This window comes from Streptomyces sp. NRRL S-646 (assembly GCF_000720765.1).
GTDB lineage: Bacteria > Actinomycetota > Actinomycetes > Streptomycetales > Streptomycetaceae > Streptomyces.
The window spans coordinates 100,317-125,549 of sequence record NZ_JODC01000004.1 but is presented as its reverse complement, the minus strand read 5'-3'; the positions used below and the strand labels follow the sequence as shown (position 1 = coordinate 125,549).

26 protein-coding genes are annotated in these 25,233 nt (G+C 70.7%); 13 read left to right on the top strand and 13 right to left on the bottom strand.

Going from position 1 to position 25,233, the window contains the following annotated elements; translation table 11 throughout:
• Window positions 1-7 precede the first annotated feature (7 nt).
• Window positions 8-763 (bottom strand): hypothetical protein, encoded by a 756-nt coding sequence (locus IH68_RS0108800; protein ID WP_030931022.1) that lies wholly within the window; start codon window positions 761-763, stop codon window positions 8-10.
• Window positions 764-770: 7 nt separating this feature from the next.
• Entirely contained in the window at window positions 771-1,820 is a 1,050-nt protein-coding gene (locus IH68_RS0108795) for a LacI family DNA-binding transcriptional regulator (RefSeq protein ID WP_030931020.1), read from the bottom strand.
• Window positions 1,821-2,082: 262 nt separating this feature from the next.
• Between IH68_RS0108795 and IH68_RS0108790 the strand changes: the two genes are divergently transcribed.
• Window positions 2,083-3,030 carry an ROK family protein gene (locus tag IH68_RS0108790; RefSeq protein ID WP_030931018.1) on the top strand — a complete coding sequence of 316 codons (948 nt, stop codon included), beginning with the start codon at window positions 2,083-2,085 and terminating at the stop codon, window positions 3,028-3,030.
• 54 nt (window positions 3,031-3,084) lie between these two features.
• Here IH68_RS0108790 and IH68_RS0108785 read toward each other — a convergent pair whose 3' ends face one another.
• On the bottom strand, window positions 3,085-5,106 hold the full coding sequence (locus IH68_RS0108785) for an NPCBM/NEW2 domain-containing protein (protein WP_199931859.1): 2,022 nt from the start codon (window positions 5,104-5,106) through the stop codon (window positions 3,085-3,087).
• A 280-nt stretch (window positions 5,107-5,386) separates the two neighbouring features.
• Between IH68_RS0108785 and IH68_RS0108780 the strand changes: the two genes are divergently transcribed.
• The 4 genes from IH68_RS0108780 to IH68_RS59110 all read left to right on the top strand — a co-directional run bounded on the left by IH68_RS0108780 (window position 5,387) and on the right by IH68_RS59110 (window position 7,957).
• Entirely contained in the window at window positions 5,387-6,370 is a 984-nt protein-coding gene (locus tag IH68_RS0108780) for a TIGR01777 family oxidoreductase (RefSeq protein ID WP_030931011.1), read from the top strand.
• On the top strand, window positions 6,367-6,573 hold the full coding sequence (locus tag IH68_RS0108775; protein WP_030931008.1) for a hypothetical protein: 207 nt from the start codon (window positions 6,367-6,369) through the stop codon (window positions 6,571-6,573). The genes IH68_RS0108780 and IH68_RS0108775 overlap by 4 nt, the downstream gene beginning before the upstream one ends.
• 147 nt (window positions 6,574-6,720) lie before the next feature.
• Complete coding sequence (locus IH68_RS0108770) at window positions 6,721-7,764, top strand: NUDIX hydrolase (RefSeq protein ID WP_030931006.1); 1,044 nt, start codon at window positions 6,721-6,723, stop codon at window positions 7,762-7,764.
• Window positions 7,765-7,828: 64 nt separating this feature from the next.
• Complete coding sequence (locus IH68_RS59110; RefSeq protein WP_267883722.1) at window positions 7,829-7,957, top strand: hypothetical protein; 129 nt, start codon at window positions 7,829-7,831, stop codon at window positions 7,955-7,957.
• Here the strand turns inward: IH68_RS59110 and IH68_RS0108760 are convergent.
• Window positions 7,930-8,985: a hypothetical protein gene (locus tag IH68_RS0108760; protein ID WP_030931002.1), complete on the bottom strand. Its 1,056-nt coding sequence runs from the start codon at window positions 8,983-8,985 to the stop codon at window positions 7,930-7,932. The genes IH68_RS59110 and IH68_RS0108760 overlap by 28 nt on opposite strands.
• A gap of 380 nt (window positions 8,986-9,365) precedes the next feature.
• Between IH68_RS0108760 and IH68_RS0108750 the strand changes: the two genes are divergently transcribed.
• Both IH68_RS0108750 and IH68_RS0108745 read left to right on the top strand, forming a co-directional pair.
• The gene (locus IH68_RS0108750) at window positions 9,366-9,692 is read left to right on the top strand and encodes a hypothetical protein (RefSeq protein WP_234341281.1); all 327 of its coding nucleotides are present in this window, start codon (window positions 9,366-9,368) and stop codon (window positions 9,690-9,692) included.
• Window positions 9,693-9,883: 191 nt separating this feature from the next.
• On the top strand, window positions 9,884-10,459 hold the full coding sequence (locus tag IH68_RS0108745; protein WP_030930994.1) for a HutD family protein: 576 nt from the start codon (window positions 9,884-9,886) through the stop codon (window positions 10,457-10,459).
• Window positions 10,460-10,589: 130 nt separating this feature from the next.
• Here IH68_RS0108745 and IH68_RS0108740 read toward each other — a convergent pair whose 3' ends face one another.
• Window positions 10,590-11,945: a dipeptidase gene (locus IH68_RS0108740; protein WP_030930991.1), complete on the bottom strand. Its 1,356-nt coding sequence runs from the start codon at window positions 11,943-11,945 to the stop codon at window positions 10,590-10,592.
• Between the two features lie 132 nt (window positions 11,946-12,077).
• Between IH68_RS0108740 and IH68_RS0108735 the strand changes: the two genes are divergently transcribed.
• Complete coding sequence (locus IH68_RS0108735; protein ID WP_030930988.1) at window positions 12,078-13,313, top strand: geranylgeranyl reductase family protein; 1,236 nt, start codon at window positions 12,078-12,080, stop codon at window positions 13,311-13,313.
• On the opposite strand, the gene IH68_RS0108730 is transcribed toward IH68_RS0108735, so the two are convergent.
• Entirely contained in the window at window positions 13,303-13,752 is a 450-nt protein-coding gene (locus IH68_RS0108730) for a nitroreductase family deazaflavin-dependent oxidoreductase (protein WP_030930985.1), read from the bottom strand. The two genes, IH68_RS0108735 and IH68_RS0108730, sit on opposite strands and share 11 nt — an antisense overlap.
• 170 nt (window positions 13,753-13,922) lie before the next feature.
• Between IH68_RS0108730 and IH68_RS0108725 the strand changes: the two genes are divergently transcribed.
• The 3 genes from IH68_RS0108725 to IH68_RS0108715 all read left to right on the top strand — a co-directional run bounded on the left by IH68_RS0108725 (window position 13,923) and on the right by IH68_RS0108715 (window position 16,600).
• Complete coding sequence (locus IH68_RS0108725; protein WP_030930982.1) at window positions 13,923-14,609, top strand: TetR/AcrR family transcriptional regulator; 687 nt, start codon at window positions 13,923-13,925, stop codon at window positions 14,607-14,609.
• Between the two features lie 93 nt (window positions 14,610-14,702).
• The gene (locus IH68_RS0108720; protein ID WP_107057428.1) at window positions 14,703-15,938 is read left to right on the top strand and encodes a sensor histidine kinase; all 1,236 of its coding nucleotides are present in this window, start codon (window positions 14,703-14,705) and stop codon (window positions 15,936-15,938) included.
• Entirely contained in the window at window positions 15,935-16,600 is a 666-nt protein-coding gene (locus IH68_RS0108715; RefSeq protein WP_030930976.1) for a response regulator, read from the top strand. Before IH68_RS0108720 ends, IH68_RS0108715 begins: the two co-directional genes overlap by 4 nt.
• On the opposite strand, the gene IH68_RS0108710 is transcribed toward IH68_RS0108715, so the two are convergent.
• Together IH68_RS0108710 and IH68_RS0108705 are read right to left on the bottom strand one after the other, a co-directional pair.
• Window positions 16,561-16,845 carry a DUF6332 family protein gene (locus IH68_RS0108710; RefSeq protein ID WP_030930975.1) on the bottom strand — a complete coding sequence of 95 codons (285 nt, stop codon included), beginning with the start codon at window positions 16,843-16,845 and terminating at the stop codon, window positions 16,561-16,563. The genes IH68_RS0108715 and IH68_RS0108710 overlap by 40 nt on opposite strands.
• Window positions 16,846-17,046: 201 nt before the next feature.
• Window positions 17,047-18,531, bottom strand: a complete 1,485-nt coding sequence (locus IH68_RS0108705; protein ID WP_030930972.1) for an MFS transporter — start codon at window positions 18,529-18,531, stop codon at window positions 17,047-17,049.
• 86 nt (window positions 18,532-18,617) lie between these two features.
• On the opposite strand from IH68_RS0108705, the gene IH68_RS0108700 reads away from it, so the two are divergent.
• Complete coding sequence (locus IH68_RS0108700; RefSeq protein WP_030930969.1) at window positions 18,618-19,010, top strand: MarR family winged helix-turn-helix transcriptional regulator; 393 nt, start codon at window positions 18,618-18,620, stop codon at window positions 19,008-19,010.
• Here the strand turns inward: IH68_RS0108700 and IH68_RS0108695 are convergent.
• A complete protein-coding gene (locus IH68_RS0108695) occupies window positions 18,997-19,737 on the bottom strand; it encodes a maleylpyruvate isomerase family mycothiol-dependent enzyme (RefSeq protein WP_030930966.1) in 741 nt (246 codons plus the stop codon). The genes IH68_RS0108700 and IH68_RS0108695 overlap by 14 nt on opposite strands.
• A 528-nt stretch (window positions 19,738-20,265) precedes the next feature.
• Window positions 20,266-20,874 carry a TetR/AcrR family transcriptional regulator gene (locus tag IH68_RS0108690; protein ID WP_078912373.1) on the bottom strand — a complete coding sequence of 203 codons (609 nt, stop codon included), beginning with the start codon at window positions 20,872-20,874 and terminating at the stop codon, window positions 20,266-20,268.
• Window positions 20,875-21,008: 134 nt separating this feature from the next.
• On the opposite strand from IH68_RS0108690, the gene IH68_RS0108685 reads away from it, so the two are divergent.
• Window positions 21,009-21,770 carry an SDR family NAD(P)-dependent oxidoreductase gene (locus IH68_RS0108685; RefSeq protein ID WP_030930960.1) on the top strand — a complete coding sequence of 254 codons (762 nt, stop codon included), beginning with the start codon at window positions 21,009-21,011 and terminating at the stop codon, window positions 21,768-21,770.
• An 80-nt stretch (window positions 21,771-21,850) separates the two neighbouring features.
• Here IH68_RS0108685 and IH68_RS0108680 read toward each other — a convergent pair whose 3' ends face one another.
• The 3 genes from IH68_RS0108680 to IH68_RS0108670 all read right to left on the bottom strand — a co-directional run bounded on the left by IH68_RS0108680 (window position 21,851) and on the right by IH68_RS0108670 (window position 25,142).
• On the bottom strand, window positions 21,851-23,191 hold the full coding sequence (locus tag IH68_RS0108680; RefSeq protein WP_030930957.1) for a jacalin-like lectin: 1,341 nt from the start codon (window positions 23,189-23,191) through the stop codon (window positions 21,851-21,853).
• A gap of 119 nt (window positions 23,192-23,310) precedes the next feature.
• The gene (locus IH68_RS57895) at window positions 23,311-23,859 is read right to left on the bottom strand and encodes a hypothetical protein (RefSeq protein ID WP_234341279.1); all 549 of its coding nucleotides are present in this window, start codon (window positions 23,857-23,859) and stop codon (window positions 23,311-23,313) included.
• A 92-nt stretch (window positions 23,860-23,951) separates the two neighbouring features.
• Window positions 23,952-25,142 (bottom strand): L,D-transpeptidase, encoded by a 1,191-nt coding sequence (locus IH68_RS0108670; RefSeq protein WP_051833303.1) that lies wholly within the window; start codon window positions 25,140-25,142, stop codon window positions 23,952-23,954.
• Between the last annotated feature and the right edge of the window lie 91 nt (window positions 25,143-25,233).

The window sequence follows — 25,233 nt, the reverse complement described above, 5'->3', positions numbered from 1 at the left end:
GCCACGCTCACCCGTCCGCCACGTACCGTTCCAGCCCCGACTCCGTCACCAGCTTCTCCACGGCGAACACCCGGGTGCCCCGCTCGCACAGCTCCGCGTCGGCACGCGCCCGCCTGCAGAACTCCTCGGGTGTGACACCGAACAGCTCCCTCAACCGGGCCGAACCGACGAGGAGTTCGGTGATCAGCGCCCGCTGACCGGGATGCCCGCGCGGCGCCCTCGAACCGTTGCGCAGGACCCCGCGGCGGTTGACGTAGATGTACGCACCGGGCAGCGGCGTCCCGTCCTCCAACTCGATCCGCACCTCCGGCTCCTGCAGCCAGGCGCGCCGGAAGTTGCCGTAGCGCAGCGGCACGCCCTCGCTCGCGTCGATCACCGCGAGCTGCGCGGCGTCCAGCCAGGTCACGAACAACTCCCGTACGGTGCCGGGCGCCTCGACCGGTGACGCGGACACATAGCCCAGGCGGCTGACGTGCGCGGAGACGCCCACGTCGATGCCGGTGACCCGGGTGCGCACCATCGGGATGGGCGAGGTGATCCCCGACTCGTCCATTTTGCGGCGCAGTTGGCCCGGGCAGGCGTTGGAGCCGACCGCCACCACGGGGACGCGGTCCTCGTGCACCAGGCGGTCGAGGGGCAGGAACAGGTCGCCGTCGAGGAGCCCGGACCGCGCGGGCCAGGCCCCCGGGTAGAGCAGCGGATGGTCACACGGGGCCACCGCGAGGTCCAACGCTTCGAGGCTGTGGTCTGCTTGACCGTCCACGGGCGGCTCAGTCCGTCGGCGGCAGCTCGCCCGAGCCACGGGTGATCAGCCGGGTCGGCAGCTCGATGCGCTCCGGGGTGAGCAGGGCGCCGTCCAGCTGGCGGAAAAGGCGGTCGGCGGCGGTGCGGCCGAGGGCCGCCGCGTCCTGGGCGACGACGGTGACACCCGGCTGCAGCAGATCGGCGAGCTCGAAGTCGTCGAAGCCGACCAGGGCGACCCGGCGGGGCTGCTCGGCGAGGACACGGACCACGGTGACCGTCACGCGGTTGTTGCCCGCGAAGACCGCGGTGACCGGAGCGGGGCCCAGGAGCATCTCCTCGGCGGCCCGGCGCACCCGCTGGGGGTCCGTGACGCCAAGGGACATCCAGGAGTCCTCGACCGGGATGCCCGCGTCCTCCATGGCGGCCCGGTAGCCCCGCAGCCGCTCGGCGGCCGTGTGGATACGGGGCATGTCGCCGATGAAGCCGATCCGGCGGTGGCCGTGGGCGATGAGGTGGGCGACGCCGTCGCGGGCGCCGCCGTAGCTGTCGGACAGGACGACATCGGCGTCGATCTTCCCGGCGGGCCGGTCGACGAACACCGTGGCGACGCCCGCCCTGATCTCGGGTTCGAGATAGCGGTGGTCGTCACCGGCCGGAATGATCACCAGGCCGTCCACCCTTCGCGCACACAGGGCCAGCGCCAGCTCCTGCTCGCGATCGGGGTCTTCCGCGCTGGAGCCGTTGATCAGCAGGGCGCCGTGCGCGCGGGCCACCTCCTCGACGGCCCGGCTGAGTGGGCCGTAGAACGGGTCGGCGAGGTCTTCGAGGACCAGGCCGATGCTGGCGGTGCGGCCCTTGCGCAGCACGCGCGCGCTGTCGTTGCGGCGGAAGCCGAGTGCGTCGATGGCCTCCTGGACGCGGCGCTCGGTCTCGGGGGTGACGCCGGGCTCGCCGTTGACCACGCGGGAGACGGTCTTCAGGCCCACTCCGGCGCGCGCCGCCACGTCCTTCATGGTGGGACGGTTGCCATAACGCGTTGCGGAGAGGGGGGCTGTTCGGCGAGCGGTCTCGGGCACGATGCGCTGTCCTGTCCTGTCTCGTCCACGGGTCTCGTCCGCGGGTCTCGTCCACGGGGATGCGTCAGACCATGAGTTTGTATGAGGATGTGGCGTCGAGCATAGAGCCTGGACAACGTTGTCATATGCACGAGAGACTGTCCATCGCAATCTCCGGCCTGCGCCCCCACCGCCAGACCGGCCCGCCCGTCTCCGTAGTTGAAGGGGGAACTTTCCCCTGGTCGACGGGGATCCGACTTGTTTTCGGGGAGATCCGACACTGATGCACACCGACCTCGTGGCAGCGCTCGACATCGGCGGTACCAAGATCGCCGGGGCGCTGGTGGACGGCCACGGCCAGATCGTGGTGCGCGCTCAGCGTGCGACACCCGCGCAGCAGGACGGCGAGACCGTGATGGGTGCCGTGCAGGAGGTCCTCGGCGAGCTGACCGCCGCGCCCCTGTGGGGCCGCGCCACGGCCCTCGGTATCGGCAGCGCCGGCCCGGTGGACGCCTCCGCGGGCACGGTGAGCCCGGTGAACGTGCCGGGCTGGCGCGACTACCCCCTTGTCCGGCGGGTCCAGGACGCGGCCGGAGGACTGCCGGTCGAGCTGATCGGTGACGGCGTGGCGATCACGGCGGCCGAGCACTGGCAGGGCGCCGCCCGCGGTCACGACAACGCGCTGTGCATGGTGGTCTCCACCGGCGTCGGCGGCGGCCTGGTCCTCAACGGCCAGCTGCACCCCGGCCCCACCGGCAACGCGGGCCACATCGGCCACATCAGCGTCGATCTCGACGGCGACGCCTGCCCGTGCGGCTCGCGCGGCTGCGTGGAACGCATCGCGAGCGGCCCCAACATCGCCCGCCGCGCCCTGGAGGACGGCTGGCAGCCCGGCCTCGACGGCGACACCTCCGCGGCGGCGGTGGCCGCCGCCGCCCGCGCCGGTGACCCGGTCGCTCTCGCTTCCTTCGAGCGCGCAGCCCAGGCACTGGCCGCCGGCATCGCGGCCACCGCCACGCTCGTCGAGATCGACATCGCGGTGATCGGCGGGGGCGTGGGCAAGGCGGGCGACGTGCTGTTCACCCCGCTGCGCAAGGCCCTCAGCGACTACGCGACGCTGTCCTTCGTGCAGCGCCTGGAGATCACCCCCGCCCAGATGGGCACGGACGCCGGGCTGGTCGGGGCGGCAGCGGCCGCGCTCGCCAAACGGGCGGACGCGGCCGCGGTCTGAGGGGCGTGCACAGCAGGAACGTTCACGTGCGCTGCTGGGCTCTCCGAAGCGGGCTCAGCAGGTCAGCTGCGCGTTCGCCCAGTCCGCATGGTCCGAGTCGATGCCGTCGCCGCCGTCGGTGACGACGAGGCGGACCACCTGGGCGCCGGTCACATCAGCGGTGAGCGGCTGGGCGGGCATCGCATTGCTCAGGACTCCGGTCGAGGCGACCTTGGTGCCGTCGGCCCAGACCTCGAAGGCGACGGTGCCGTTCGCGCCCTTCTCGTCGTCGACGCCGACGTCGGCGGTGACCGTTTTGCAGGCTTTGCCGGTGTAGTACTCGACGGCGCTCTCGGCGTGGACGCCGAGTCCTATGTCATACACCACTGCGCCGATGGTGATCGGATGGCCGTCGCCCGCGGCGCTCTCCCCGTTGCTGCTGTTGCGTTCGACCGGTCCATAGCCGTTCGTGGCCGACAGCCACGGCAGATCGCCGAGTCCGGACGTCCCCGAGGGCGGTGGCACGACGACGGACGCGGTCAGCGGGACCGTGCTGTCGACGCGGTCACCGCTCACCGAGCGGTAACTCGCCTTGAGTGTCAGGTCGTACGACCCTGTCGGTGTTCCCGCCGGGGCGGTCAGCGACCACTTGGTGCGCAGGGAGCGGCCGGTCGGGAGGGAGGCGGCCGTGGTCCGTGAGGTCGCCTGGACCGCCCAGCCCCGGGGCCCGGTCAGCGAGACAGAAACGCGCTCGGCGGGCGTACGGCCCAGGTCGGTGACGGTCGACGTCAGCCCGGCCGCCTTGCCGGCCTCGACCAACGGGCTGCCGTCCAGGCCGAGTTCAATGGCGGGCGGGTGCACGGCCCACTTGGGGTCGGCAAAGACGCGTACCAGGACCGTGCCGTGCGCCGGTACGGTCGCCGAGACGGTGCCGGCCGTGTTGTAGCTCCTGTGCTGCCACAGGTCGCGCAGGGTGTAGGCGTCGGCGGCGGGCAGGCCCACGGCCTTCGCGGTCGTGCTGATGTGCTGGGCGGTTCCGGACTCGTTGAAGAGGGCCACCGCGCGGCTGCCGTCCTTCATCTCCTTGGCGACGACCCAGCGCCCGCCCTGGGAGGAGACGACCGTGCCCTGCTTGCCCAGCGGGTCCTGGTCGACGGCGACGACCTCCTTGTTGTCGAGGATGTCGAAGGTCGCCTGGGAGGCCTTGCGCAGGTCGGAGCCGATCAGGAGCGGCGCGGCCATGATCGACCACATCGAGAAGTGCGAGCGGTACTCGGTGTCCGTCATGCCGCCGTTGCCGACCTCCAGCATGTCGGGGTCGTTCCAGTGCCCGGGGCCCGCGTACGGGGCGAGCGGAAGGTTCTTCTTCAGGATGGACAGCATCGAACCCCAGTTGTCGCTGATGTCACCCGTCGTGCGCCACAGGTGGCCCACGTCGGCCGCCCATTCCCAGGGTTTGTTCTCGCCCCATTCACAGATGCTGTAGACGATCGGGCGACCGGTCGCCTTGAGCGCGTCACGCATGGTCGTGTAGCGCAACTTTGCGTCCACGCCTTGGTTATTGCAGTTGTCGTACTTGACGTAGTCCACGCCCCAGTCGGCGAACTGCCGGGCGTCGCTGTACTCGTGACCGAGCGCGCCCGGGAATCCGGCGCTGTTGCAGGTCTTCGTGCCCGCGCTGGTGTAGATGCCGAGTTTGAGCCCCTTGGCGTGGACGTAGTCGGCGACGGCCTTGATCCCGTTCGGGAAGCGGACCGGATCGGGTACGAGTTTGCCGTCCGCGTCCCGGGTCGGCAGCGCCCAGCAGTCGTCGAGGTTGACGTACTGGTATCCGGCGTCCTTGAGGCCTTTCTCGACGAAGATGTCCGCGATTCCCTTGACCATGGACTCGTTGAACTCGGCGCGGCAGTGCGTGGAGTTCCAGTTGTTGAAGCCCATCGGAGGGGTGAGGGCGAGGCCGTCGGCCAGGGTGGGGGCGACGGGCGCGGTGGTGGGCGCCGCCACGGCGGGCGCGGCGAGTCCCGCCGCGCCCAGCAGTCCTGCGGCGAGCGCTCCGACCACTCTTCGACGGGTTGTGCGGGTGGGAAGGTGACGCATCGTTACGTTCCTCCGAGCACACGAAAGGTGGGATGACGTCATGTCCGCGTCATCGCTGCGCGTTTACGGTAGGACGTGTCGGACTGTGTCGGAAGAGAGTAGGTAATGGTTGTTCGACATTGTGACAGGGCTCTTGGTGTAGGGGTCGCACGTTGGCGTTCGGTCCGTTGGTCCAGTCCAGGGCTGCGGCAGGTCATCGGATGTCCTGGTGAAGGTCAAGCGGTTTTGAACGTGTTCAAGTTTTTCGGTTAGGCTTCCGTCATACGAAGGGGGAAGCCTGATGAAGATCGTCATTCCCGGTGGGACGGGGCAGGTCGGCGCGATCCTGAGGCGCGCGCTGACGACCGCCGGTCACGAGGTCGTGATCCTCACCCGACGGCCGCTGCACGCGGGCGAGGTGTGCTGGGACGGCGAGAACCTGGGCCCTTGGGTCGAGGAGATCACCGGCAGCGACGTGGTGATCAACCTGGCGGGGCGCAGCGTCAGTTGCCGGTACACCCCGGCCAACCTGAAGGCCATGATGGACTCCCGGGTGAACTCCGCCCGGGTCGTCGGCGAGGCGATCGCGTCCGCTGCGCAGCCGCCCCGCGTCTGGCTCCAGATGAGTACCGCCACGGTGTACGCACATCGCTTCGACGCGGCCAACGACGAGACGGCCGGCGTGATCGGCGGCAGCGAGCCCGGCGTCCCCGGCTACTGGGCCTACAGCGTGGAGATCGCCAAGAACTGGGAACGGGCGCAGGAGGACACCGACACGCACCGCACCCGCAAGGTCGCCCTGCGCTCCGCCATGGTGATGAGCCCCGATCGCGGCGGAGTCCTCGACGTGCTGCTGCGGTTGGCGCGGCTCGGCCTGGGCGGCCCGGTCGCGGGCGGTGCGCAGTACGTGTCCTGGATCCACGAGCACGACTTCGTCCGCGCGGTCGAGTTCCTCGTCGACCGGGACGACCTCGCCGGGCCGGTGAACCTCGCCGCTCCCGGACCGCTGCCGCACCGCGCCTTCATGCGGGCCCTGCGCACCGCCTGGGGCATGCCGGTCGGGCTGCCCGCCACGCGCTGGATGGCGGAGCTCGGCGCGTTCGCCCTGCGCTCGGACACCGAACTCCTGCTGAAGAGCCGCCGGGTCGTCCCCGGCCGTCTGCTCGAAGCGGGGTTCGCCTTCGAGTACGCCCGATGGCCCGAGGCGGCCGCCGACCTGGTGCGTCAGGTGCGTGACGGACGAGGGCGTGACCCGCGGGCGGTTTCCCAGTTGAACCGGGCATGAAGAAGCGCAGCATGCTCGCCATCGCCTCCCTCGCCACCGGGTTCGTCGTCGCCGCCATCAGCCCCTCGCAACACGCCGACCACCAGGTGGTCGGTGATCACCAGACGCTCGGCGACCTGGGCGTCGAGGACACCGTCGGCACGGTCACCCACACGACCGGGGACGAGGGCCTCACCGGCCCCGGCAAGACCCTCGGCCAGTAACACCGACACCTTCGAGGCCGGATCGTGGCGCCGGTGCCCCTGCAGCAGGGGTACCGGCGCCCCCTTTTGTGCGCCCTCAACTGGAGCTGGTTTCCGTGGCAGGGTGGAGCGGGCAAGCCTCAGGGGGCCAATAGAAGAGGGGGACCTGTGACCGTCGTCTGGATCAACGGCGCGTTCGGTGCGGGGAAGACCACCACCGCACGGGAACTGATCGAGCTGATCCCGAACAGCACGCTCTTCGACCCCGAGGTGATCGGCGCTGCACTCACGCACCTGCTGCCGCCCAAACACCTCGCCGAGGTCGGTGACTACCAGGACCTGCCGATCTGGCGACGTCTCGTGATCGACACGGCGGCCGCAATGCTCGCCGAACTGGGCGGAACCCTGGTGGTTCCGATGACCTTGCTGCGCCAGGAGTACCGCGACGAGATCTTCGGCGGCCTCGCAGCACGCCGTATCTCCGTCCAGCATGTCCTCCTCGCCCCGGCGGAAACGATCCTGCGGGAGCGAATAGCCAGCCGCGAGGTGCCGCCGGACCTGCCGGACGGCGAGATACGGGTACGGCAGTGGTCGTACGACCACATCGAGCCCTACCGAGCTGCCCTCGCGTCCTGGCTCACTGCCGATGCCTATCCCGTCGACACGGGGGCCCTCACTCCGTATGAGAGTGCGCTCCGTATCGCTGAGGCCGTCAGCACGGGGGAGGTGGTGGTATGTGACATAGTACAAACCCCCGAACCCACCGCCGAGACGCTCGCCGCAGGCGTCCTCCTCTTCGACGAGCAGGACCGCGTCCTCCTCGTGGACCCCACCTACAAGGCCGGCTGGGAGTTCCCCGGCGGTGTCGTCGAACCCGGCGAGGCCCCCGCCCGGGCCGGCATGCGCGAGGTCGCGGAGGAGACCGGCATCCACCTCGACGAGGTCCCCCGCCTTCTGGTCGTCGACTGGGAGGCCCCCGCACCGCCCGGCTACGGCGGACTGCGCCTCCTCTTCGACGGCGGCCGCCTCGACGCCACCGAAGCCGCACGGCTCCTGCTGCCCGGACCCGAGCTGCGGGACTGGCGGTTCGCCTCCGAGGAGGAGGCCGCGGACCTGCTGCCGCCGGTGCGCTACGAGCGCTTGCGCTGGGCCCTGCGGGCGCGCGAGCGCGGAGCGGCGCTGTATCTGGAAGCGGGCGTCCCGGTCGGCTGACCTCGGCCGAACCCCCGTGATGCCGACGTGACTTCTGTGGCTTCTGAGTGGTTGTCGGGCGACTTTGCCCGGCGCGAACCGGCTGACGGCGAGCGAGCGCGAGACCTGCATCCAGGAGGTGCCCGCGCTGATCGACCGGGGCGGCGGCAACCCGGTCGCCTGCCACTACGCGGAGAGCGTCGAGCTGTTGTAGGCGAGCCGAAGTTCCTCGTACGGGTAGGGGGTCTGCCTGCTCTCCGTGCGCAGCCGGCCGAGGAAGCCGTTGACGACGGCGGTAAGAGTCGCATCGCGGTTGATGATCGCGGCGGCGGCCCCGGGGATGCCGTCGGGGTGCGCGCCGATCGCGCAGGCGCGCACGAACGCCTCCCGCTCGCGCCGGTCGTACCCGTACAGGGCGGTGACGAGCCAGTTGACCAAGTGGGCGCGGGAGTAGACGAGGTCGTAGTCGCGATGCCGGTCGAAGAAGGCGCGCTCCTGTCGGGAGAGCCGGAACCGGGAACTGAACGCGAGCCCGTAGTCCGCCAGGAAGAACTCCTTGCCGTCTGTGAGGACGTTCTGGAAGTGGGCGTCGAAGTGCAGGAGTTGGCGTTCGCGGAGGAAGCCGGTGAGCGCGGCCAGCCACTCGTCCAGCTGCGTGCAGATCCCGTCCGAGTCGGCGGTGCGCACCTGTGTGTCGAGCCAGTCGTGGAGGGTGTACGGGAAGTACTCCAGGAACAGGGTCAGGCTCGCGGACGAAGTCCGCAGGGCATCGAGGCGCCCACGGACCTGTGGGGAGCCGCCGCAGTAGGCCACCGTCTCTTCCACGTCGGCCAGTTCATCGGGAAGTGCCTGGACGGTGTCCGGCAGCACCCGCCAGTGGTGCATCAGGGGGAAGCCGGTGAAGCGGTCGGAGAGCACCCAGTTCGTCGTCATCGTATGTACGGCCAGCTCGCGCCAGGCGCCGAAGCCCGGGCTGCGTCCGGTGCCGTAATGGCAGAAGGGCGGCAGCTCGAACAGGTTCGCCGTGGACCGCGTGTTCTCGGGCAGCAACTCGAAGTCCGTGAGCGGTATGCGCTTCACGAAGACCTGCCTGCCGTCCACCTCGACCAGCAGGTAACGCCCGCCGATGCCGACCCCCGCGGGGGTTCCCGAGGCCAGGAGGCCCGCCAGCTCGTGGTCGCTGAGCAGGCCCAGGGAGATGGCGATGTCGGTGTGGGCGGCGCGGCGCACGGTGGAGGACATGACCTCCATGGTCAGGGTGATGGCGGGTGCGTGTCTGCCGATCGGCGAAGCCGTCGTGTCGGACCACCGGTTCCTGGTGGCCGCGCTTGCGATCGTCGTAATCACCCAGGGCACCTCGGTCGTGACCGCCGCTTGTTGGGTGGGGTTTGAGCGAGTGTCAGGTCCATCATGCCTGGTCGGAGATGCTTTCGCTAGGACGTAGCGCACGCCCGTTCGACCTTGTGCAGGGTGGTGCCGCACCCGCACACTCGTCGTCATCCACTCTCCGGCCCACGTGCCGGCAACCGTCATCGGCTGCCGGTGCGTTCGCCGTGCTGTCTCGCCGTGTGACACGCACCGGTCGGGGAGGGACGGGACGAAGGGGATCGATGGACCGGGACATGGTTGTGCTGGCAAAAGTCCGGCTGCTCAGTGCCAACCGGCGGGTGGTGCGGGGTGCCGAGGGCCTGTGGATCTACCGACTGCTGACGCAGGTCGAGCCGGAGGTGTACGGATCGAAGCTGGCGTACGTCCTGGTGGAGGAGAGCGGCTCACCCCTGGTGCGGGAGTTGCCCGAGCGGCGGCTGGCCCTGCTGGACGAGGCCGTGGACGTGGCGAAGGCCCTCAGCACGGCGAACCCCTACCGGGCGAAGATGCTGGCGAGGGCACTGGCCGCCAGGCAGCGCGAACTTGAGGCCGGTACGGCGAAACCGCGAGAACTCGAATGACCCGGTAGGCGACGGCGTCGCCTTGAAGGTGGGGTCCTGGCCGAGGCCGGGGCCCCACGCGCCCGATGCCCTGCGGTGCCGAAGTGGTGCTCCTTGGGCTTGCCTATCCTGGTGCCGGGCCAGGTGATCAGCGCAGACGTGCCCGCCGCGCGTGGCCGCCGAAGCGGCTCTTGGACGAGTAGGAGTGTGAGATGACGGTGCGCGTGCTGAGAGCGGACGAGCGCCCCGCCGTGCCGTGGAAGAACGGGGGCGGACTGACCCGCGAGGTCGCCTCTTTCCCGAGCCAGGCAGGGATGTCGGACTTTGTGTGGCGGGTGAGTCTCGCCGACGTGGCCGAGCCGGGACCGTTCTCCCGCTTCGAAGGTGTCGACCGGATCATCACCCTGGTCGACGGCCCCGGCATGGTGCTGACCGTCGACGGCACCTCGCACACCGTGGCCGAGCGGTACGTCCCCTTCCTCTTCCCCGGGGAGGCCGCCACCGGCTGCCGGCTGCTGGGCGGTCCGCTCGTCGATTTCAACGTGATGGTCCGGCGCGGACGGGCCGGCGCACAGGTCGAGATCGTACGGGACCGGGTGGTGCTCTCCGCTCTCGCTGAGACGACGCTGCTCGTGGTCGTACTGGACGGCTCCGCGGTCTTCGAGGCGTCCGGCCTGGTCCTCGACCGCTTCGACGGGGCCCTGATCACCGACGCCCGCGAGGAGGCCCTCGAGGTGACCGGCATCGCAGCGCTCGTCACTCTCACCGGCGCAGCCGCAGAGGGATAGTTCAGGTCGGGTACGACCCGCGGCCGGGCCGGAGCCGGGGGAAGGCCGGTCCTCGCGGGCTGCGCCCAAGGCGGCGGACGCAGAAGGGCCCCCGTCCGTGGACGAGGGCCCTTTCCGCGTTGCAGAGCCGTCAGTTCGCGGCGTAGTTCTGGAGGAACAGGGCCTCCGCCACCGACAGCCGTTCCAGTTCCTCGGGCGAGACGCTCTCGTTCACCGCGTGGATCTGGGCCTCCGGCTCGCTCAGGCCGATCAGGAGGATTTCCGCCTGCGGGTAGAGGGCGGCGAGGGTGTTGCACAGGGGGATCGAGCCGCCCTGGCCGGCGTACTGCATCTCCTGGCCGGGGTAGGCGACCGCCATCGCCTCGGCCATCGCCGCATACGCCGGGCTGGTGGTGTCGGCGCTGAACGGCTGGCCCTGACCTACCTGTTCGGTGCGCACCCGGGCACCCCACGGGGTGTGCGCCTCCAGGTGGGCCTGCAGCAGCTTCGTGGCCTCGGCCGCGTCGACGCCCGGGGGCACCCGCAGGCTGACCAGGGCGCGGGCACCCGCCTGCACCGACGGAGTGGCGCCGACGACGGGCGGGCAGTCGATGCCGAGGACCGTGACGGCCGGGCGCGCCCAGATACGGTCGGCGACCGAGCCGGAGCCGATCAGCTGCACGCCGTCCAGCACCTTGGCGTCCTGGCGGAACTGCTCCTCGTCGTACTGCAGGCCCTCCCAGCGGGTTTCGGGGGTGAGCCCGTCGACGGTGGTCGAACCGTCCTCCGCACGCAGCGAGTCCAGTACGCGGATGAGCGCGGCCAGGGCGTCGGGGGCGGCGCCGCCGAACTGGCCGGAGTGGAGGTTGCCGCGGAGGGTGTCGATCTGGATGCGGACCAGGGTCATGCCGCGCAGCGTGGAGGTGACCGTCGGCAGGCCCACGCGGAAGTTCCCCGCGTCGCCGATGACGATGGTGTCGGCCGCCAGGAGGTCTGGGTGGGCCTCGGCGTAGCGCTCCAGACCGCCCGTGCCCATCTCCTCCGAGCCCTCGGCGATGACCTTGATGTGCACGGGCACGCCGCCGTTGGCCTTCAGGGCGCGCAGCGCGAGCAGATGCATGATCACGCCGCCCTTGCAGTCGGCGGCGCCGCGCCCGTACCAGCGGCCGTCGCGCTCCGTCAGCTCGAAGGGCGGGGTCGTCCAGGCGGCCTCGTCCAGCGGCGGCTGGACGTCGTAGTGGGCGTAGAGCAGGACGGTCCTGGCGCCCTCGGGGCCGGGCAGGTAGCCGTACACGGACTGCGTGCCGTCGGGGGTGTCGAGGAGGGCGACGTCCTGGAATCCCTCGGCGGTCAGTGCGTCGGCGACCCAGTTCGCGGCGCCCTCGCTCTCGCTCCTGGGGAACTGGTCGAAGTCCGCCACTGACTTGAAAGCCACCAGTTCGGCGAGCTCCGTCTGCGCCCGCGGTATCAGCGAGGCGACGGTCTCGGCGACCGGATTCGACGACATGGGCACGCTCCTTGTGGGTGCGACGTTGTACGTGTGGATATCGGGATCCTCCCACAGCGGCCTGCGGCGATGTCCGCCGTAGGATGCGGGGGACAGGTGCGGCAGCGGCTTGATCGGGAGCAGTAGACCATCGTGAGCAGCGAGAACTCTTCGGCGGACGACGTGCAGCGGGTGTGGGACGTCGTCGTGGTGGGGGCGGGACCCGCGGGGGCCTCGGCCGCCTACGCGGCGGCGGTCGCGGGACGCAGCGTGCTGCTGCTGGAGAAGGCGGAGCTGCCGCGCTACAAGACGTGCGGCGGCGGGATCATCGGCCCCTCGCGCGACGCTCTGCCGCCCGGCTTCGAGCTGCCGCTGCGGGACAGGGTGCACGCGGTGACGTTCTCGAACAACGGGCGCTTCACTCGCACCCGGCGCTCCAGGCAGATGCTGTTCGGGCTGATCAACCGGCCCGAGTTCGACCAGCAGCTCGTCGAGCACGCGCAGAAGGCCGGCGCCGAGCTGCGCACCGGCGTCACCGTGCAGCGCGTGGAGCAGCACGGCTCGGCGGTGCCGGACCGGCGTACGGTCGCCGTGTTCCTGCAAGGCGGCGAGACACTGCTCGCGCGGGCGGTGGTGGGCGCGGACGGCAGCGCCAGCCGGATAGGGGCGCACGTCGGGGTGAAGCTCGACCAGGTGGACCTCGGCCTGGAGGCAGAGATCCCGGTGCCGGAGACCGTCGCCGAGGACTGGAAGGGGCGGGTGCTCATCGACTGGGGCCCGATCCCCGGCAGTTACGGATGGGTGTTCCCCAAGGGGGACACGCTCACGGTCGGGGTGATCTCGGCACGCGGTGAAGGCGCAGCCACCAAGCGGTACTTGGAGGAGTTCGTCGGACGACTCGGTCTCGCCGGGTTCGAACCGAGCGTCTCCTCCGGCCACCTGACCCGGTGCCGGGCCGACGACTCGCCGCTGTCCCGGGGGCGGGTGCTGGTGTGCGGGGACGCGGCGGGGCTGCTGGAGCCGTGGACCCGCGAGGGCATCTCGTTCGCGCTGCGCTCGGGGCGGCTCGCGGGGGAGTGGGCGGTACGGATCGCCGAGGCGAACGACGCGGTGGACACCCGGCGCCAGGCCCTGAACTACGCGTTCGCGATCAAGGCGGGACTCGGCGTCGAGATGAGCGTCGGCAAGCGTCTGATGACGGCGTTCGAGCGCCGGCCGGGCCTGTTCCACGCGGCGCTGACCGGGTTCAGGCCCGCGTGGAACGCGTTCAGGGACATCACACGCGGCTCGACGTCCCTCGCCGAGATCGTGCGCACCCATCCGATGGCCCAGCGGGCGCTGACCGCGCTCGACAGGCGCCCGGTGGCCGGCGGTGAGGTCAGCTCCTGACCGTGATCAGGAAGACCGGGTGATCCGGGGCGATGCGGCGCAGATCGGCATCGGGGGAGTCGGGGCCGACCCCGTTGAAGAAGACCCCGACCTCGGCCTTCCAGCGCTTGAGGTAGGCGCGCAGCAGCGGGACCTTGTCGTCGTCGGCGACCTCGGTCGCGGTGAACACGTCGACGTTCTTGCCGAGGCGCAGCTCGCCGCCGCCCGCCGCCCGCATGTTGTGCGTCCACTGGACGTGACCGCGCGGGGCGAGCAGATACTGCTGCCCCTCCACCGTCAGCAGGTTCACGGGGGTGGTGCGCCACTCGCCGCTCTTGCGTCCTCGGACCGCCAGGACCCGTGAGCCCCAGATGCTGATGCCCCGGCGGGTCATCCACGCCACGGCGCGATTGAAGACGTTGACGGTGAACCAGCCGGGCTTCTTGACGTGTGTGGACATGAGGACCCCCAACGGTGACTGAGAGATCGCCGCTCACTTTTATGAGCGCTGCTCTCGCTTGATGAACAGTCTGCATGGGATCGGTGTCCGAAAGCAAGAGCGGTGCTCTCTTTTTTGTTCGCCGCTCTCGGTTGTGTGCACTGCTCTCGTTTCATGGGAGACTGCTCCCCATGAACACCGCACAAGGCGCCCGCGCCCGAGCCAGGATCGAGGTCACCGCTGCCATCAAGGAAGAGGCGCGCAGACAGCTCGCGGCCGAGGGCGCCGCCAAGCTCTCGCTGCGCGCCGTGGCACGCGAGCTCGGCATGGCCTCCTCCGCGCTCTACCGCTACTTCCCGAGCCGCGACGACCTGCTGACCGCCCTCATCATCGACGCGTACGACTCCGTGGGCGCGGCGGCCGAGGCGGCGCACACCGCCGCGGCCGACGCCGGAGCCGTGCAGCGCTGGACCACCGTGTGCGAGGCCGTACGCGAGTGGGCCCTCGCGCACCCCCACGAGTACGCGCTGATCTACGGTTCGCCGGTGCCCGGCTACAAGGCCCCCGACACCACCGTCCCGGCCGCCGCCCGCGTCGGCCTCGTCCTGATCGGCATCGTCCGCGACGCCCGGCTGGGCCCCGGCCTGACCCTGCCCGTTCTCCCCGCCGAACTGGTTCCCGAGGCCGAGCGGATGGCGGCCGACTTCGCCTCCGACCTGCCGCCCGCCGTAGCCCCGGCCCTCGTCGCGGCCTGGGCCCAGCTCTTCGGGCTGATCGGGTTCGAGCTGTTCGGCCAGTTCCACCGGGTCGTGGAGGACCGGGCGGCGTTCTTCCGGCATGCGGCGGAGCAGCTCGCCTTCGGCGTCGGGCTGACATGAGCCGAGGCGCGGGGTGGTACTTCCCGGGGAGTACAGCTGATCACCACGCCCGGCGGACGCCCCGCATGCCCGGCCACGTCTAGCGTGGCGGTCATGGACGAGCAGCGTGTGCACGGGGGCGGGCCGCCCCAGTGGTGGCGGCACGGGCCGCCGTGGATGAACCGCTGGGGCGACGAGCACCAGCAGGCCCGGTGGCCGTGGCGTTCCACCGTGCTGCTCACCGTCTTCGTGCTCGCCGGCTCCCACTACGCGGCGCATCAGCAGGAGGGCAAGCGGGCCGCCCTCGACGTCTTCGCGCGCGTGCTGCTGCTGGTGGGCTCGGGACTGCTGCTGTGGCGGCGGCGCCATCCGGTGCTCGTCGTGTACGGCACCGCGGCCGCCGCGATGGTCTACCTGGGGGCCGGGTACGCGTACGGGCCGGTCTTCTTCACCGTGGTGGTGGCCTGCTTCAGTGCGATCGTCTCGGGACATCGGCGGGCCGCCTGGGGCGCGGTGGCGATGCTGTGGGCCGGGCACATGCTGGTGGCCCACTGGCTCTACCGCTGGCTGCCGCCGTCGCGGGACCCGGCGGCCCCCTGGGCGCAGGAGGCCGTGATCGCCGCATGGGTCGCGGCGATCGTGGCGGTGGCGGAGCTGGCCCGGATCCGGCGCGAGCAGTGGGCCAGAGAGCGCGCCGAGCGGGCGCAGGCGGCGCGGCGGCGGGCCGACGAGGAGCGGCTGCGGATCGCCCGGGAGCTGCACGACGTCCTCGCCCACAGCATCTCGGTGATCAATGTGCAGGCGGGCGTCGGCCTCGCCCTCCTCGACACCGACCCCGAACAGGCGCGCACCGCGCTCACCACCATCAAGGCCGCCAGCAAGGAGGCGCTCGGCGAGGTCCGCCAGGTCCTCGACACGCTCCGCACACCAGGAGACGCCCCGCGCGCTCCGGCACCCGGTCTCGACCGGCTGCCCGAGCTGGTGGAACAGGCGGCGAGCGCGGGCCTCACGGTGGACGTCGAAGGCGAACCTCCCCTCCTCGCGCCCGGCACCGACCTCGCCGCCTTCCGTATCGTCCAGGAGGCCCTCACCAACGTCGTACGGCACTCGGGCTCACGCCACGCGCGCGTGCACCTCGACCACGACGAGCAGACGCTACGGCTGCGCATCGACGACGACGGGCCCGCGACCGGCGCCGACGCGGGCGGCAGCGGCAACGGTCTGGCCGGAATGCGGGAGCGTGCCGCGGCGCTGGGTGGCACGATCGAGGCGGGTACGCGCACGGACGGCGGCTTCCGGGTGCTCGCCGTACTGCCGCTCAAGGTCAAGGCCAAGGAGGACGACCGGTGATCCGTGTACTGCTCGCCGACGATCAGTCACTGGTGCGGGCCGGCTTCAAGGCGCTGCTCGACGCGCAGCCGGACATCGAGGTGGCCGGGGAGGCGGCAGACGGTGAGGAGGCAGTGCGCAAGGTGCGCGAACTGCGCCCGGACGTCGTGCTGATGGACATCCGCATGCCGCTGCTGGACGGCCTGGCGGCGACCCGCCGGATCACCGACGACGAGGCCCTGCAGGGCGTCAAGGTGGTCATGCTCACCACCTTCGAGCTCGACGAGTACGTCTTCGAGGCGATCCGTTCCGGCGCTTCAGGCTTTCTGGTCAAGGACACCGAACCGGACGAACTCCTGCGCGCCGTCAGGGCGGTGGTCGAGGGCGACGCACTGCTCTCACCCGGCGTGACCCGCCGTCTGATCGCCGAGTTCGCCGCCCGCTCCAAGGAGCCCGCGGCCGCCGACGCCCTCGCCGAACTCACCGAGCGGGAACGGGAGGTGATGGCCCTGGTCGGCATCGGCCTGTCCAACGAGGAGATCGCCCGGCGTCTGGTCGTCAGCCCCCTCACTGCGAAGACCCACGTCAGCCGCACCATGGTCAAACTGGGCGCCCGGGACCGGGCTCAACTGGTCGTCCTGGCCTACGAGTCGGGGCTGGTGCGGCCGGGCTGGCTGGGCTGAGCTCCCCGCCGGAAGCGCACCACGACGCTCACGGCCCGCACGACGAACACGATCGGGGCGAGCGTCAGGCCCACCCACAGCATCAGCCTGGACAGTAGGTCCGGCAGGTCGAAGAGCAACGCCGGTCCGGCGACGGCCCCGAAGACCACCGCGGCCGCGAACATCGCACTGACGAGCGCGTAACCGATCTCGACGGTCATCGCGTCCTGCTCGGCCTTGTGGCGCCGACCCCCGTATCCGTCCATGCACCCAGTCTCACGGCGATGCGCCCGGCGGGACAAGCAGGCCCCGCCGGGCGCGCGCGGCCGCGCCCCAAAGGGGCGCGGCGCTGTGACACATGCGGCTCCGCCGCGTGGGCGCGATCAGCCACGACGGGCCGCCAGACGATCGACGGTCCATCGCGGCCCCGCGGCGGAGCCGTAGATCGAATGCAGCCCGCGGAGCGCCTAGTCGCGCACCGGTACGCGCTCCGCCTCCAGCGAGGTGGACTTGGCGACCACGACGGACTGCTGCGTACGTTGCGTCCGCAGACCCGTGAGCGTGATCAGCAGCCCGGCGACGGCGATGCCCGTCACCACCACCAGCCCGGGCCGGTAGCTGTCCAGCACGGCCTGCGGGGTGGCGTGTTCGGGGGCTCCGGCGGTCACCACCGCGGTCACGACGGCCAGGAAGATCGCGCCGCCCACCTGCACCGAGGTGTTCAGCAGACCGGAGACCATGCCCTGCTCGTGGTCCTCGACACCGTTGGTGGCCTGGATGTTGAGCGAGGGGAAGACCAGCGCGCAGGCCGCGCCGATCAGCAGCATCGACGGCAGGATGACGGCGGCGTACACGGGGTCGAGGCTCACGCGCAAGAACAGCGCGTACCCGACGACCATCAGCGCGAAGCCCGCCGCGATCAGCCGCTGGGTGCCGAACCGGTCGACGATCGAGCCGACCTTCGTCGAGGACACCGCCACCAGCGCGCCGGCCGGCAGGAAGGCGAGCGCCGTGTGCAGCGCCGACCAGCCGAGCAGCGACTGCATGTACAGGGTGACCAAGAACTGGAAGCCTACGTAGGACCCGAAGAAGGCCATCGCGCCGAGCTGGGCGCGGATCTGGCTGCCGGAACGGAGCACGCCGAGCCGGATCAGCGGACCCGCCGAGCGCCGTTCGACGAGTACGAACACGGTCAGCAGTACGGCGACGGCCAGGAAGGACAGCAGCGTGCGGGCCGACGCCCAGCCGACCTGCGGTGCCTGTACGACGGTGAAGACGAGCAGCAGCATCGAGGCGGTGCCGATGACGGCGCCGGGGATGTCGTAGCCGTTGTGGTCCTTCTCGCGTTCGCTGCGCGGCAGCAGCTTCAGGCCCGCCACCAGGGCGATCAGGGCGATCGGCGCGGGCAGCAGCATGGTCAGGCGCCAGCTGGCCTCGGTGAGCAGGCCGGAGAGCACCAGACCCATCGAGAAACCGGTGGCCGCGCAGGTGGTGTAGATGGACAGGGCCCGGTTGCGCAGCGGGCCCTCGGCGAAGGTCGTGGTGATGATGGACAGGCCGGCGGGCGCGGTGAAGGCGGCGCTCAGGCCCTTGATGAAGCGGCTGGCGATCAGCAGCGGACCCGAGTCGACGAGCCCGCCGAGCAGTGAGGCGAGCGCGAACACGCCCAGGGCGATCAGGAAGACCTGGCGCCTGCCGAGCAGGTCGGCGGTGCGTCCGCCGAGCAGCAGCAGACCGCCGTAGCCCAGGATGTAGCCGCTGACGATCCATTGCAGCGCCGAGGTGGACAGATCGAGGTCGGAGCCGATGGACGGCAGCGCGACGCCGACCATCGACACATCGAGCGCGTCCAGGAACATCGCGGCGCACAGCACCAGCAGGGTGCCCCACAGCCGGGGAGTCCAGCGAGCGGCCGAGGACGGGGCCGCAGGGGTGGAGAGCGGAGAGGTCATGGACACAGACACTACATGCGCATGCATCGAATGCAAATGCATTTAATTCCGATGCAAAAAAACGGTGCCTCTGCTACGGTGCGCGGATGGTGGCGAAGAAGGCCGAACAGGCGCTCGTGGACCAGTGGCGGGACATGCTCGCCCTGCATGCCCGCACCCAGTGCGAACTCGACCGCGCACTGCATCAACACGGCCTGTGTGCCAGCGACTTCGAGGTGCTGGATGTGCTGTCCGGCGACTCGTGCAACTACCGCGTGCAGGAGATCTCCGAGCGGGTCCATCTCAGTCAGAGCGCGCTGTCGCGGCTGATCGCCCGGCTGGAGAAGGACGGCCTCGTCGAGCGCGCCATGTGCGCGGAGGACCGGCGGGGTGTCCGCGTGGCCCTCACGGCGAAGGGGCGCACGCTGCACGGCGAGGTACTGCCGGTGCAGCGTGCCGTGCTGGCCCGGATGCTGGCGGGCGACCTCAGCTCCAGGTGACGGCCGACTTCTCGTGCCACAGCGCGGCGACCGCGCTGTCCCCGGTCACGGACGGGAACGGCAGCCGGTTCCACAGCGCCGAGTGCAACTGTGCGGCGGGCCCGGCCACTTCGCAGTCGGCATCGCCCGCCGCGTCCCGCACGGCCACCGGCGGCTGCTGAGACAGCCGTACGGTCCACACCGCGCCGTCCCTGTCCGTCGCCCGTACCCGCAGCACCCGGGGCTCGTCGCTGCGGACCTTGCTCCTGGGACGGGCGTGGAAGCCGCGCAGCAACTCGTCGATACCGTCCGCCGCGAAGGCGGGGTCGATCCCGCTCGGCACTCCGCCCCTCGCCGACTCCGCGTCGATCCGGTGCACGGTGGTCTCGTGCGCCTGCCGCCGGCTCCAGAACGCGAGCGGTGACGGCGCCGGCAGGAAGTGCCAGCACTGCACGTCGGGCGGGGCGGAGGCGAGGGTGTCGACGAGATACCGGTGCCCGTCGCGGAACCAGGCCAGCAGTTCGTCGCCGTCGAGGTCGGGCAGCCCGCCGTCGGGGTGATAGGACGTGTGCCCCTCGGCGACGAAGGCGGCCGCCCACCGGTGCACCATCCCGATGTGCCGCACCAGGTCCCTCACCTGCCAGTCCGGGCAGGTCGGCACCTTGGCACCGGTCCCGGCCTCCTCGGCGGCCGCGGCCAGCAATCTGCCCTCCCGCTCCAGGATCTCCACGAACTCGGCTGTCTCCATGGGGCGAGTGTGCCTGATGGAGTGCGGTCGAAGACAAGAGCGGGCGGCTACGCCCGCCGGCTGTAACGGCGTTCCGGGCGGCCGGCGGTTGGATGACCTCCAGGCCGAACATGTCCGGCAGATACAGGTCCAGCAGGACCAGGTCGGGCCGCGGCTCGTCGACCGCTCTGATCGCCTGCTTGGCGGCGGAAGGTGGTGATCGGCGCCGCATCCCTCGGCCTCAACCGCGTCAACCATGCCGGGTTCTTGCTGGTGAAGGAGTCGTTCTGGGGCTGGTCATGGCGCTGCTGTTGTCGGTGTTCGCCTGAGGGCGAATGCCTGCCGCCGACGGTCGGTGAGGCACCCCACAAACGAGCCCCCCGCTGGCGCGAGCGCGTCGGCGGGGCTATTGTCGCCAGGTAGACCGACCGGTCTTCCTACCTCCCTGGCGGGGGCCTTTCGGCGTTTCTCCGGCAAGTCGAACAGGGATGAAAGAGCTCCATGAAGCCAATGCGTTCCAGAGGAAGGGCGGCCTCCACGGAGGCAGGATCAGCCTTCCGACCGGATCAGCCGGACGGCGTCCAGCAGGGTCTTGTGGGCGGCGGCCTGGTCGTCGAGGTAGCCGGCGGCCATCGCGCCGTCGTACAGCATCAGCAGCGCACCGGCGGCCGATGCAGGATCGGCGTGGCCGAGCCGGGTCAGCTGCTCCCGGAAGAGGCCGCGGATCCAGTCCCGGTGGGAGGTCACCAGGGCGCGGACCGGGTGGTCGGCGTCCGGGTACTCGGCGGCCGCGTTCATGAACGGCGATCCGCGAAAGCCGCGCTCGCGGGCGTGCTCGGCGATCGCCTCGAAGATCAGGTCGATCGCCTCGGCGGGCGGGTGCGCGGCGGCCAGCGGCTCGGCCACTTGCCGGTAGTAGGCGTCCTTGGTCTGCAGATAGGCCACGACCAGGTCGTCCTTGGCGGCGAAGTGCCGGTAGAAGGTCGCCTTGGTCACTCCGGCCTCGGCGATCAGCCGCTCCACGCCGATCGCGCGCACGCCCTCGTAGTAGAACAGCCGCGACGCGGCCCGCACCAGGCGTTCGCGAGGCGGCAGGTCCTTTTCGGCCCCGGTGCCGTGACGTGCGGTGTCGGTCGTCTTCTGCCCAGTGATGCTCACTCGGCCATTGTGCCCGCGGCCCGGCCCTGAGCGGCCTCCACCCCCGTACGGCCCTCCATCAGCAGGACCGTACCCCCCTGTCCCGCACGGCCCGCAGCAAGGGCGGCCGTGCTGTGTATCGAAAGGCTTGAACGATGACTCGTCGTCTTGAAGGAACCGTCGCCCTGGTCACCGGGGCCTCCAGCGGCATCGGCCGTGCCACCGCCCTGGAGCTGGCCCGCGAGGGCGCGGCCGTGGCCCTGGTCGGCCGGCGCGAGGACCGGCTCACCGAGCTCGCCACCGAGATCTCCAAGGCCGACGGCAAGGCCCTGGTGGTGCCTGCCGACATCACCACGGCCGAGGCCGCCGCGGAGGCGGTCGATCGGACCGTCGAGAACCTGGGCCGCCTGGACACCCTGGTCAACAATGCCGGTCTCATGCTCCTCGGGCCCGCCCCCGCCGCGGACCTGAACGACTGGCGGCGCATGATCGACATCAATCTGATGGGCCTGATGTACACGGCGCATGCGGCCGTCCCGCACCTGGTCAAGGCCGCGGCCGAGGAGCCGCGGCGGGTCGCCGACATCGTCAACATCGGCTCGCTGGCCGGCCGCAACGCCTACGCCATGTCCGCCGTGTACAGCGCCACCAAGTTCGGCGTCGGCGCGTTCAGTGAGGCTCTGCGCCAGGAACTGGCCGGCCGTCACGTCCGCGTGTCCGTCGTCGAACCGGGAAGCGTCGACACCGAACTGCGCACGCACAACCCGGACGTCATCCAGCAGCACATCGTCGCCGCCCTGGGCGACATCGAGCGGCTGCAGAGCCAGGACATCGCCGACACCGTCGGCTACATCGTCACCCGCCCTCGCCATGTCGCCGTGGCCGAGCTCCTCGTACGGCCCACCGAGCAGGCCTGACCGGACCCGAGGCCGACTCCGAGAGGGCCCTGCTCAGGGGCGGCCGGCGTGAAGCCGCCCCTGAGTGTGCGTCAACTGCCTTATCGCTGGGTGTAGATGAAGCCCACCTTGTCGACTTCGTCGCCCGTGCGCCCGTGGAAGCCCGCGATCTGCCAGCCGGAGGGGGCGGTGCGGGTCACGCAGTCGGAGGTCGTGGTGCCGCCGGCGAGGGTGCGGCCCAGGTTGGTCGTGAACTTGGCGTAGAAGATCCGCGTGTGGTCGTCCTTCACGCCCTGGCAGAGGGAGGCGGCGGTGACGTACTCGCCGCTGCCGAGGGTGAGGGAGGACGCGGTGCCGCCCGTCCCGCCGTGCGTGAGCGTGGTGCCGTTCGCGAGGCTGAGGCTCATCTGGTCGACCCGGGAGCCGGAGCGCAACGCAACGGTGGTGGCGCGGGCGCCGGCGGGCACGCTGTTGATGTCGTTGTAGTAGTCGCGGTGCGGGCCGCCGAACTGGTCGCTGAACTGGTAGGCCGAGTTGCGCGACCAGTTGAAGCCGACGGTGATCGGGTCGTGGTCGGAGAGCATCTTCCCGTCGTCGGTGAGGAACTTGGCGTGCTCGTTGTTGTACGAGGTCGCGTTGAGCGAGACGAGCCTGCTGCTGCGGTAGAGGACCTTGTCGACGACCTCGCAGGTGTTGGGCACGGTCGCCCCGGACTGGTCGCAGACCAGGGCGTCGCTGCCCTTCGCCGGCGGGGTGCCGCCCCGTATCAGCTGCACCCAGGCGTCGGTGAGTCCGTTGGCCGCCGCGAACTCGGCGATGGTGTCGGCCGAGCGGGTGTAGCGGGTGTTGGTGTCACCCATGACCACGACGGCGTTGCCCGCGGAGTGGGTGTTGATGAAGGCGGTGAGCTGGTTGAGGTTGTCGGCGCGGGAGGCCTCGTCGCCGTCGTTGGTGCCCGCGTTGGTGTGCAGGTTGTAGAAGTCGACGTAGACGCCCTCGGCGAGGCGCTCGCGCATGAAGGTGAAGCCCTTGGGGGTCAGGCAGTCACCGGAGTCGACCTGGCAGGAGTTCCAGTGGACGCGCTCGAAGTCGTCCGTGTCATAGGGGATTTTCGACAGGGTGTTGAGGCCGCTGCCGATGCCCGCGCCGCCGCTGGTGGGGGTGCGATAGGCGTGCGCGGTGTCGGCGGCGTAGAGGTAGGAGTGGTAGTTGAAGTCCTCCTCGACGTGGACGATGTCGTACGGGGCTATCCGCTGCCCGATCGCCGTGGTGCTGGACTCGCGGGGCGTCGGCGCGCTGTTGACCGCCGCGGGCAGGCCGGCCACGTTGTAGCTGAGGACGTTGAAGCTGCCCGAGTCGGCCGCCGCCGCGGAGGGCGCGGCGGCGGTGAGCCCGCCGAGGACGGCGGTGGCCGCCGCCAGGCAGGCGAGGAGTCTGCGCATGGGGTGTGTCTCCTGTGGAGGGAAAGCGGTTTCGGCGTGAGCGTGACAGAAGTTACCGCCGGTTACTACAGCCCTGTCGAGTGTTTGGGCGCTCTTTCACAGGAGTTGTCGCTTCGGACTCATCCCTGCGTGGTGTACGGCACCACGCTCACGTGCAGCGTGAAGACAGCGCGTGCCGCGCCCGCCACGTCCGGGACCTTCGCCAGCGCGGTGACCTCGGCCTCGCCGCCGCGGGTGCCGGCGCACCGCAGTGCGGCGTGGGCCGTTCCGTCGGCGTCCAGCCGCCATCCGGAGGCCAGGACGAGGGCCGGTGCGGAAGTGTGCACGGCCTTCCACCGCTTGTCGTCCGCCCGGGGCCGCAGGACCAGGGACACCACAGTCCCCGGCCGCACGCACAGCCGCTGCTCGACCGCGTCACCGGGGGCGACGCTGATCTCCGTATGTCCGGCGGCGCAGTGGCGTGCCGGAGTCGAGGGTGCCGTGGCCGACGTGCTCGGGCTCCCTCCGGAAGGGGACGCGGGCGCGCCCGTCGGTGCGGTGGAGGACGGTCGCGCCGAGCCGCTCCCGGACGGCGACGCCGGTCCCGTGGATCCGCCGCCCGCCGATGTGCCGCACGCCGCCAGGACGACCATCCCGGCGATCATCCACACCCCGGACCACCACCGCATCCCAGCACCTCCCGACCCGCTCGTACCGAACACAGCATCCCGCGGAACCCGCCCGACAGCAGCGGGCCGCCGCCAGGTTTCACAGCAGGGTTCTAGTTGAGAGCGCTGCCCTTCTTCCAGGTGGCCCAGGGGACGTTCCAGTCGCCGTAGCCGTTGTTGGTCGCCACGGTGTCGACGGAGTGGACGACCGTGACCGGGTCGCCGAGGTGGACCCGGCCGTAGAACCACTGCGCGTCGGCGGTGCTCATGCCGATGCAGCCGTGGCTGCCGTTGACCACGCCGAACTTGCCCGCGTTCCAGGGTGCCGCGTGCACGTAGGTGCCGGACGGGGTGAGCTGGACGTCCCACTTGACCGCGCCCAGGTCGTACGCCTCGGGGCCGAAGATCCGCACGGTCGAGGAGTTCATGCGGATGGTCGGCACCTTGCCCAGGACGACCATGGTGCCGTTCCAGGTCTCGTAGCCCTTCTTGCCGCTGGAGACCTTCAGGGTCCGCAGCGTCCGCCCGTTCTTCCTCACCGTCATCGTTTTCGTCGTGACGTTCACCGTGCTGGTCACGGCGTCCCCGATGCGGAAGCTCACGACGCGTTCCTGGGTGCCGTAGAGCCCGTTGCCCGCGTTCACGCCTGCCAGGTCCATGCGCAGCGTGACACGGGTGCCCGGCTGCCAGTAGTTCGCCGGGCGGTAGTCGATACGGTCCTTGCCGTCGCGGTCCCGCATCCAGCTCCAGGCGCCCTGGACTGCGGGGGAGGCGGTGACCTGGAGCTTCCGCTCGACCGCCGCCTTGTCGCGGATCGGCTTGTTGAAGGTGATCGAGACCGGCATGGCGATGCCGACCGTCGTGCCCCTGTCGGGGTGGTACTCGCCGACGAAGGCGTTCTTCGGCGTCTCGGTGGTGAAGGAGGCGGTCCTGTCGAGAGCCGACCCGCCGTCCGCCTTGCCGTGCGCCTTCACCGTGTAGGTGGCGCCCGGGGCGAGCGGCGTGGTCGAGGTCCACACGGACCTGTCCTCGGACCAGGTGCCGGAGATCCGGCCCGGGCCGGGGGAACCGACCTCGACGGAGATCAGGGATCCGCCCCGCGCGTGCACCGTCACCTTCCGCCCGACCGGCACCTTCGCACTGCCGGCGTCGGGCTGCACGACTATCGCGGGCGGTCCCCCCTTGTCCCCACCGTCCGCATCGCCACCGGAGCTGCACGCGGCGAGAAGGACGGCGGCGGCCGAAGCGAACGCGAGCGGAGGCGCGGTCCGGCGGCCCCACGGTGCCGGCAGGCGCTGTGGCATGGGACTCTCCCCTTCCCCAAGGGCTTACTTGCGTTTCTTGGTGCGTTGCTTTGTCGCTTTCCTGGTACCCCGGGAAGGCACCCCGCCGACC